This is a genomic window from Flavobacterium sp., assembly GCF_035760125.1.
GTDB lineage: Bacteria > Bacteroidota > Bacteroidia > Flavobacteriales > Flavobacteriaceae > Flavobacterium.
Genome location: NZ_DASTTN010000036.1, coordinates 1 through 7851, shown reverse-complemented (window position 1 = coordinate 7851; position 7851 = coordinate 1). Strand labels below are relative to the sequence as shown.

The 7851-nt window shown below is 33.5% G+C and carries 7 protein-coding genes; 5 read left to right on the top strand and 2 right to left on the bottom strand.

Annotation, left to right across the window (positions count from 1 at the left end; genetic code table 11):
- Positions 1 to 1183: multidrug effflux MFS transporter (locus VFS71_RS01790; RefSeq protein WP_326399011.1), on the bottom strand; the 1183-nt coding region annotated here is incomplete at its 3' end.
- 205 nt (positions 1184 to 1388) lie between these two features.
- Between VFS71_RS01790 and VFS71_RS01785 the strand changes: the two genes are divergently transcribed.
- On the top strand, positions 1389 to 1850 hold the full coding sequence (locus tag VFS71_RS01785) for an SRPBCC family protein (protein WP_326399009.1): 462 nt from the start codon (positions 1389 to 1391) through the stop codon (positions 1848 to 1850).
- Positions 1851 to 1859: 9 nt separating this feature from the next.
- Here the strand turns inward: VFS71_RS01785 and VFS71_RS01780 are convergent, their stop codons facing one another.
- Positions 1860 to 2597 carry an NUDIX hydrolase gene (locus VFS71_RS01780; protein WP_326399007.1) on the bottom strand — a complete coding sequence of 246 codons (738 nt, stop codon included), beginning with the start codon at positions 2595 to 2597 and terminating at the stop codon, positions 1860 to 1862.
- A gap of 354 nt (positions 2598 to 2951) precedes the next feature.
- On the opposite strand from VFS71_RS01780, the gene VFS71_RS01775 reads away from it, so the two are divergent.
- The 4 genes from VFS71_RS01775 to fucP are packed head-to-tail and all read left to right on the top strand — an operon-like array spanning position 2952 to position 7616.
- Positions 2952 to 4334 (top strand): carbohydrate porin, encoded by a 1383-nt coding sequence (locus VFS71_RS01775; protein WP_326399005.1) that lies wholly within the window; start codon positions 2952 to 2954, stop codon positions 4332 to 4334.
- A gap of 49 nt (positions 4335 to 4383) precedes the next feature.
- Positions 4384 to 5259 carry a sugar phosphate isomerase/epimerase family protein gene (locus tag VFS71_RS01770; protein ID WP_326399003.1) on the top strand — a complete coding sequence of 292 codons (876 nt, stop codon included), beginning with the start codon at positions 4384 to 4386 and terminating at the stop codon, positions 5257 to 5259.
- A gap of 29 nt (positions 5260 to 5288) precedes the next feature.
- Positions 5289 to 6230 carry a carbohydrate kinase gene (locus VFS71_RS01765; protein WP_326399001.1) on the top strand — a complete coding sequence of 314 codons (942 nt, stop codon included), beginning with the start codon at positions 5289 to 5291 and terminating at the stop codon, positions 6228 to 6230.
- A gap of 12 nt (positions 6231 to 6242) precedes the next feature.
- A complete protein-coding gene (fucP, locus tag VFS71_RS01760) occupies positions 6243 to 7616 on the top strand; it encodes an L-fucose:H+ symporter permease (RefSeq protein ID WP_326399000.1) in 1374 nt (457 codons plus the stop codon).
- Positions 7617 to 7851 lie beyond the last annotated feature (235 nt).

Here is a 7851-nt window from a genome sequence, read left to right as displayed (position 1 = left end):
GCTTGATTTTTCTTTTGCCAATATTCAAAATAATAAAGGCAATAATCGTGGTACAAGTCATAATCACAACCATCGGTACCATAGAATCTTTAACAAAAACACCCACTGCAAAAGAAGATAAAGCACCTATTCCCAATTGAGTTGCGCCCATCAATGCTGAGGCACTACCTGTATTTTTTGCAAAAGGAGCAAGGGTTAATCCCGCTGTATTTGGATTGGAAATACCCAAACATGCCAAAAACAGGAACAACATTGCAATAGTACCGTACAGTCCTAAATCATCATTTATTGCCAAAATCAAAAAGGTCACACTGATTGCTATTTGAGCAACCAAAGCACCAAAAATCATCTGCTCACTAGAGAATCGTCTTAATAATAAGGAATTCAATTGACTCGAACCAATAAAACTAATTGACATAAAAGCAAAAATCCAACCATAAACCGTGGCATCCACTTTTAAAATATCCATAAACAAAATTGGGGAGGCTGCAACATACGTAAACAATCCCGAAAACGCAATCGATCCTGTCAAAGCATAGGTGTAAAACTGTGGCACTTTGATAATCGCAACAAAATTGCTGATGATTGGTTTGGGTTTCAATGAAATGGTGGGATCTGGTTTGTGCGTATCAGGCAAACCCAATTGTGATGCAATAAGAACAAAACCGCCTAAGCACATCAGTATAAAAAATATAGGGTGCCAACCGTAATAAGTTGTTACATAACTCCCAATGGTGGGTGCCAACATTGGCGAAAGCCCAAGAACTAGCATTAATTTGGACAAAACATTAGGTATTTCCTTAACCGGAAACAAGTCCCTAACCATCGCAACCGAAGCAACTGTTGCGGCACAACTTCCAACAGCCTGTATAAATCGAAGTCCAATAAACACATGGATATCAGCCACAACGGCGCATCCTAAAGAAGCCAAAATATAAACCAACAATCCGATAAACAAAGGCTTTTTCCGACCGTAACGATCCAATAACGGGCCGTATAACAATTGCCCAAATGAAATCCCAATGAAATAACTGGATAAAGATTCAGAAACCATGGTCACTGTAGTATGAAGATCTTTGGCAATCCCAGAAAAACTGGGCAAATACATATCAATCGAAAATGGTCCAAGTGCAGTCATCGAACCCAAAATTAATATCAGCTGAATGTATTTTCCTTTTGTCATAATCCTTTTTATCTTTTGCAAAGATAGCCTTTTGAAATCTCATATTTCTCAATATTCCGAGGAACGAGGACACTTGTGAAAAGAAAACAACAATACAATCTCAACAATATGCTTATCCAAGAATTGAGCTTTCCATTATTTTCACTAACTTTCTGTCCGTTTTAAAAAAATTAATTATAACTATAAACGTTAAAAAAAATATGTAATGGAATCAGAAATTTTCTCAACAACCCCAGATTGTGAAATTGTGACTACAAGAATTATAAACTTTCCAATAAATCTTGCTTTTAAAGCTTGGACTGATCCAAACCATTTAAAAAATTGGTGGGGACCAAAAGGATTTACAAATACTTTCAACGAATTTGACTTACGACCAGGAGGAAAATGGAGTTTTATTATGCACGGTCCGGATAAAGGAAATTATCACAATGAAGTCGAATTTATAAAAATTGACAAACCTAATCTGATTTTCTGGAAACGTCATTCTAAACCGCTTTTTAAAGTTCTTGCAACATTTGATGAAGTTTCAGCCAATCAAACCAAAATTGTTTTCAAAATGATTTTCGATACAGCGGAAGAAAGCAATAAATTAAGACCATTTGTAGTTGACAAAAATGAAGAGAACTTTGATAGACTTGAAGTTGAATTGACAAAAATGGCTTTATAAATCAAATCACTAAATACTAATCAGATAACTTTCCTTGTATATTTTTTGGTAAATATCTTTACTGAACATAAAAAGCTGGGAAGGCTTTTTGGAAACCCCCACTTGTTTTTCGTCTAACTCAATAAGATATTTCTTCGTCAGTAATTTTCTTCTAAAATTTCGATTGTCAATTTCGACACCCAATATGCATTCGTATACATCCTGTAACTCTTTTATAGTGAACTTATCTGGTAAAAGTTCAAAGATAATAGGCTGGAATAACGATTTTGCTTTTAAATCTGCATAGGCTTCATTAATAATTTTTTTGTGGTCAAAACCTAATTCCGGCAAATCATTTACGGGGAACCATTGTGGTTTATGCAGATTGTTTTCTAAATCAACTTCATGTGTTTTTACCAAAAAATAATAGGCTATTGTGATTGTTCGTTGATTGAAATTTTCACTTTTGGCCCAAATAACATCTTTCTCATTCATCAAACGGTTAGGATCTCCAAAAACCTTAAACTGTTTTTTATACAAATTATCCAATCCCGTAAGTTCTCTCAAAACTCGGGTAGCCGTATCATCTATAGTTTCATTTTCAAGTGTATGGTACCCAGTTAACACATGATCATTAACTAAAATTTCATGATTTTCTTCCGATTCTAAATAACGATCCAGTAACAATACATTCAATGATTTTGTATTGGCATCAAAACCAAAAACCACACAGTCTACAGAGATATTGGGAATTATTTTAGGTATCATGAAGGAACAGGGTATAATTAATTAACATTTTTCGGAACAATTAAACTCTTTTGTTTAAACGTTCATCAGTACAAAAGTAATGATTTATTTATCAATATAATTTTACTGTTAAATTGACATGTTTTACAATTAACCGTCAAATAAACATTAATTACAAAACAAACAATTGCAGGCAATTTTATTATATTACTATTATTTATGACTAATTTTTATTCATATTTTAAAATATTTAATCATTTTTTATTGTTATATTAAATTTATTTTTACATTTGAAAAATAAATAGTCATATTGACGTTTATTAATTATTCAAAGAATAACTCCAAAAATAAAATTTAATACTTAAAAAAAAGTACATGAAAACCAACCTTCTTTTGCTTCTCATTTTAACAACTTCTATATGTACTTATTCACAAGTAGTCATAACAAACACAAATTTTTCATTAGGAACAACTGGCCGTATCGGTGTAGGCTTGTCACCAAACGGAGAAGGTAACATGTGGAAACCATTAAATCTTTCCGGACAAGGTTCTTTGGGAGGCCGTATGGAGCAAACAGACTATGTAGATATTTTGCCTGCGGTACATTTCACTCCAAAACTTATTGGAAAAGACAGCACCAATGTAACCTTTCAAATGCGTTTAGGAATGTACGCTGCCAACGGACAATTCGTTGGAAATATAAGTTCCCGTTCCAATGGTGGATTAACCTTTATTCTTCCTGAAGCTTTTATTGAAGCGAGAAATATCATGGGAAGCAGATGGTCAGCTTGGGCAGGTTCTCGTTTTCGCCGTTATGATGATATTCACATCAGCGATTATTTTTATTTTGATGACCATTCCGCTCAAGGATTTGGTGTTAGCTATAAAAATACCGAAATAACGATGTTGATGCCAGCCTCTGCCGATTCTACAAATGTCTATCCTTATAATTATGAAATTACCGTTGCTGGCGCTACCAATCCTGCAATTCGTCAACGCATGGTTTGGATAGGGGAGCACAGCATCGACTTTAAAAACAGTAGTGTTTTGAAGTTTTTAGGTGAATTCCATTACGTTTCAGCTAATTCCAAAACTTCTTCTAAAGTTTATCCAGCCGATAATGGATGGGTAGTTGGTGCCAAATACAACAATTTATTAAAAACAAAATTACCAGGTTCGTTCAATCAATTTTCAATTCGTTACGGCGCGGGAATTGCCAATGGTGGCGACAATGGAAACACTTTTACCTGGGCTACATACGGAGCGCCAGATACAGCAGGAAAATATACTAATGCTTATTCCTTTACAACAGTAGAGCATTTTTTACTAAACCTAACACCAAAGTTTAGTCTCAATGGATATGGTGTTTTTACCAAAAGTAAAGGAGGATCTTCGAGTACTAATACAGACGAATACTTCAACGGAAACCAATTGTACAATCAGAAAACTGATTTTGTGGTAGGATTTAGAAGCTTCTTTTATGTTACCAAATGGTTGCATTTAATTGAAGAAGTGCATTATGCCGTTCGAAAAGATGGCGATAACCCAGAAGCCGAAATGTGGAAATTTTCATTTGCACCAACGATTGTTCCATTAGGCAAAAAAGACCCTTGGAGTCGTCCCCACATTCGCCTTGTTTGTACGCTTGCTCACTACAACGATTACGCTCGTGACCATAACTATTCGCCTTATCTACAAGTAAATCAAAAGAGTTGGGGAACTTACGTGGGAGTCAAAACAGAATGGTGGTTATTTTAAAAAGAACAACTTTCAAATACAACAATAACTAATTTAAAACTAAATAATTATGCCAATTTTTGGAACAACAATTTTATCTTTTATTCCTAACTGGAGTACTGATGGCGGACGTTATGCCATAGAAAAAACAGCTAAATACGGTTTTGATATGCTTGAAATTATTTTACCAGCAACATTGGATTTCGATGCCAAAAAAACGAAAAAACAACTTGATAAAAATGGAATTCTAGGACGCTGTACCTTGAATTTACCAACAAATTGTCATATTCCTCTTTATCCCGAGCAAGCAATAACCCTTATAAAATCAGCACTTGATAAAGTAGCCGACATGAATGGTGATTTTTTAGGAGGCGTTTTGCATTCTGCGATTGGAACATTTACTGGAAATCCTTGTGCAATAGACGAAAAAGTAATTCTTCTACAAGTTTTTGATGATGTTGCCAAGTATGCAAAACAACGCAACATAACCATTGCTCCAGAGCCGATTAACCGTTACGAAAGTTACGTATTTACATCTGCAGATGAAATTTTGGACATGATTGAACATCTTGCCCAGCCTAATATAGGACTACATCTAGACACCTTTCACATGAATATTGAAGAAAGAAACTTCTACGACCCAATCATTCGAGCCGGAAATAATTTAAAACATGTTCATATTACCGAAAGTGACCGCGGGATGACAGGCGAAGGAAATGTTCATTGGGATGATTTTTTCAAAGCCTTGTCTATCATAAATTATCAAGGACCACTAGTCCTGGAAAATTTTTCTTCTCAAATAAAAGAATTAGTCGGTCCAACTTCTTTATGGAGACCTTCTAAGTATAATTCTGAAGATCTTGCCAAAGGAAGCCTGTTATTCATGAGAAAAATGGTCGATAAATGGTACAATAAATCATTAAGTCAAATTAAAATAACTATCTAAAAAATGTTTTACATATAAAATTAAAAAAAATGGAAAAGAAATTAAAAGGGGTAAGTTTTGGAGAAATTCTATTTGATGTTTTTTTGGAGCACAAAAAAATCGGAGGAGCGCCACTAAATGTAGCATCACGATTAAGTTCATTAGGAGCTGATATTACTATGATTAGCGGCATAGGAAATGATGAAAACGGAAAAATATTGGTTGATTATTTGAAAGACAAGCGAATAAACACAGAAACTATTCAAGTTAATGATACGTATCCAACAGGAATCGTCAATGTGATTTTGAATGAAAAAGGAAATGCTTCCTATGACATTAATTATCCGGCAGCTTGGGATAAAATTGAAACGTCTGCCAAGAATATTTCAATTGTCAAAGATGCAGATTTCTTTGTTTACGGAAGTTTATCTTCCAGAGATTCTGTTTCCAGAGACACACTGAAGAAACTTTTAGCGGTAGCGAAATATAAAATATTTGATGTGAATCTAAGAATTCCGCATTACACCAAAACAAACGTTTTGGATTTATTGAACGAAGCTGACTTCTTGAAGTTTAACGATGATGAGTTAAATGAGATTTGCGAAGATTTACATTCTAATAAAAAGTCTTTAGAACAAAACATTAAATTCATCGCCGAAAAAACCAATACAGCTACGGTCTGTGTCACTTTAGGATCTCATGGAGCGGTATTATTTCATGAAAATAAATTTTACCACAATTCTGGTTTTAAAGTAAATGTAGTAGATACGGTAGGCTCAGGAGATTCTTTTTTGGCTTCATTAATCATCATGCTCCTTAATGGAAAAGACCCGCAATACGCCATCAATTTTGCCAGTGCTATTGGATCTATTGTCGCTCAAAACGAAGGAGCAAACCCAATAATATCGCAGTCAGAAATAGATGAATTCTTATGCGGTTTTGAACAAACAGACTCAAAAACCAAGGAATCAAATATATTTTCAATTAATTAAATAATCAAGACAATGAATCTATCTAAAAAAACACCTGTAATTAGTAAAGAATTTGTTTTTCAATTTATAATAATAACCATATTATTTGCCCTTTGGGGAATTGCTAATGATTTAACAACACCGATGGTTTCCACTTTCAAGAAAGTGATGCCGGAACTTTCAAATACTCAAGCATCGTTGGTGCAATTTGCTTTTTACTTTGGCTATTTCTTTATGGCTTTACCAGCAGCATTATTCGTTAGAAAATACAGCTATAAATCAGGAATAATATTAGGACTCATACTGTATGCAACAGGCGCCTTTTTGTTTTATCCAGCAGCACATTATCAAAGCTATACTTTTTTCTTAGTTTCACTATGGGTAATTACTTGTGGTTTAGCTTTTTTGGAAACTACATCAAATCCGCTAATTTTATTTCTAGGCAACAAAGAAACAGCAACACAGCGGCTGAATTTAGCACAAGCATTTAACCCAATTGGAGCCATAACTGGATTGGTAATGGCTCAGTTTTTAGTCATTAAAGAAATAAAATCAGATGATTATACACCTGCAGCTTTCAAAGCTTTAAGTTCAAATGAGTTAGCAAAAATTAGAGAAAATGATTTAGGCGTTATTAGTATTCCATATATTGGACTAGGAATTTTTGTATTAATAATATTAGTTGTTATTGTTTTTACAAAAATGCCAAAAACTGCTCATGAAGATAAAATGTCCATATCAGAATCATTTAAAAAGCTATTTGCTAATAAAAATTATAAACACGGTGTTATAGCGCAAGCTTTTTATGTAGGCGCACAAATTATGTGTTGGACTTTTATTTTTCAATACGTGGACAACATTAATAAAACATTTGGATTGGAATTAACAGCGACATATTACAACATAACCGCTATGATTCTATTTTTAATAGGAAGATGGGTTGGAACTGGCTTGATGAAAACCACAAATCCTTCAAAAATATTAATGATATTTGGTATTGGCGGGGTATTATGTGCTTGTGGAGCAATTCTTTTACAAGGTATGCCAGGATTAATTTCTCTAATATGTATCTCCATTTTTATGTCAATTATGTTTCCAACTATCTATGGAATTGCGCTGAAAGATATGGGTGACGAAGCTAAAATTGGTTCAGCTGGTTTAGTAATGGCTATCGTTGGTGGTGCATTGATGCCTGTTATGCAAGGAAGCATTTTGGATTGGGGTGGTTCAGGTTTTTCAGATATTAAAATTTTAGGATTCATACCTGAAATAAATTTTTCATTTATTCTGCCTTTAATCTGTTTGTCAGTTGTTGCATATTATGGTTACAGCACATACAAATCATCGAAGAAAGTTTTAATCATTGAAGAATTCAAAAATGTCGATATTGCAAACTCTGTAATTTAGCTTGATATTATTCTAGAATATAAAAAGAAAAAATATTTCAAATAAACGAACGGTAAAGACTTTATTGTTCGTTTATTTATTTTAAAGATCTGATTTTACAATCAGCTCATAGCCCATTTTACAATAACACATTTTGAACTATAATTTATATTATGTAAAATAGAATATTTTGAAGTCACCATAATTGTTAGCATTCATATAATAATTTCAAAAGAAATTACTTTTACTTCAATTA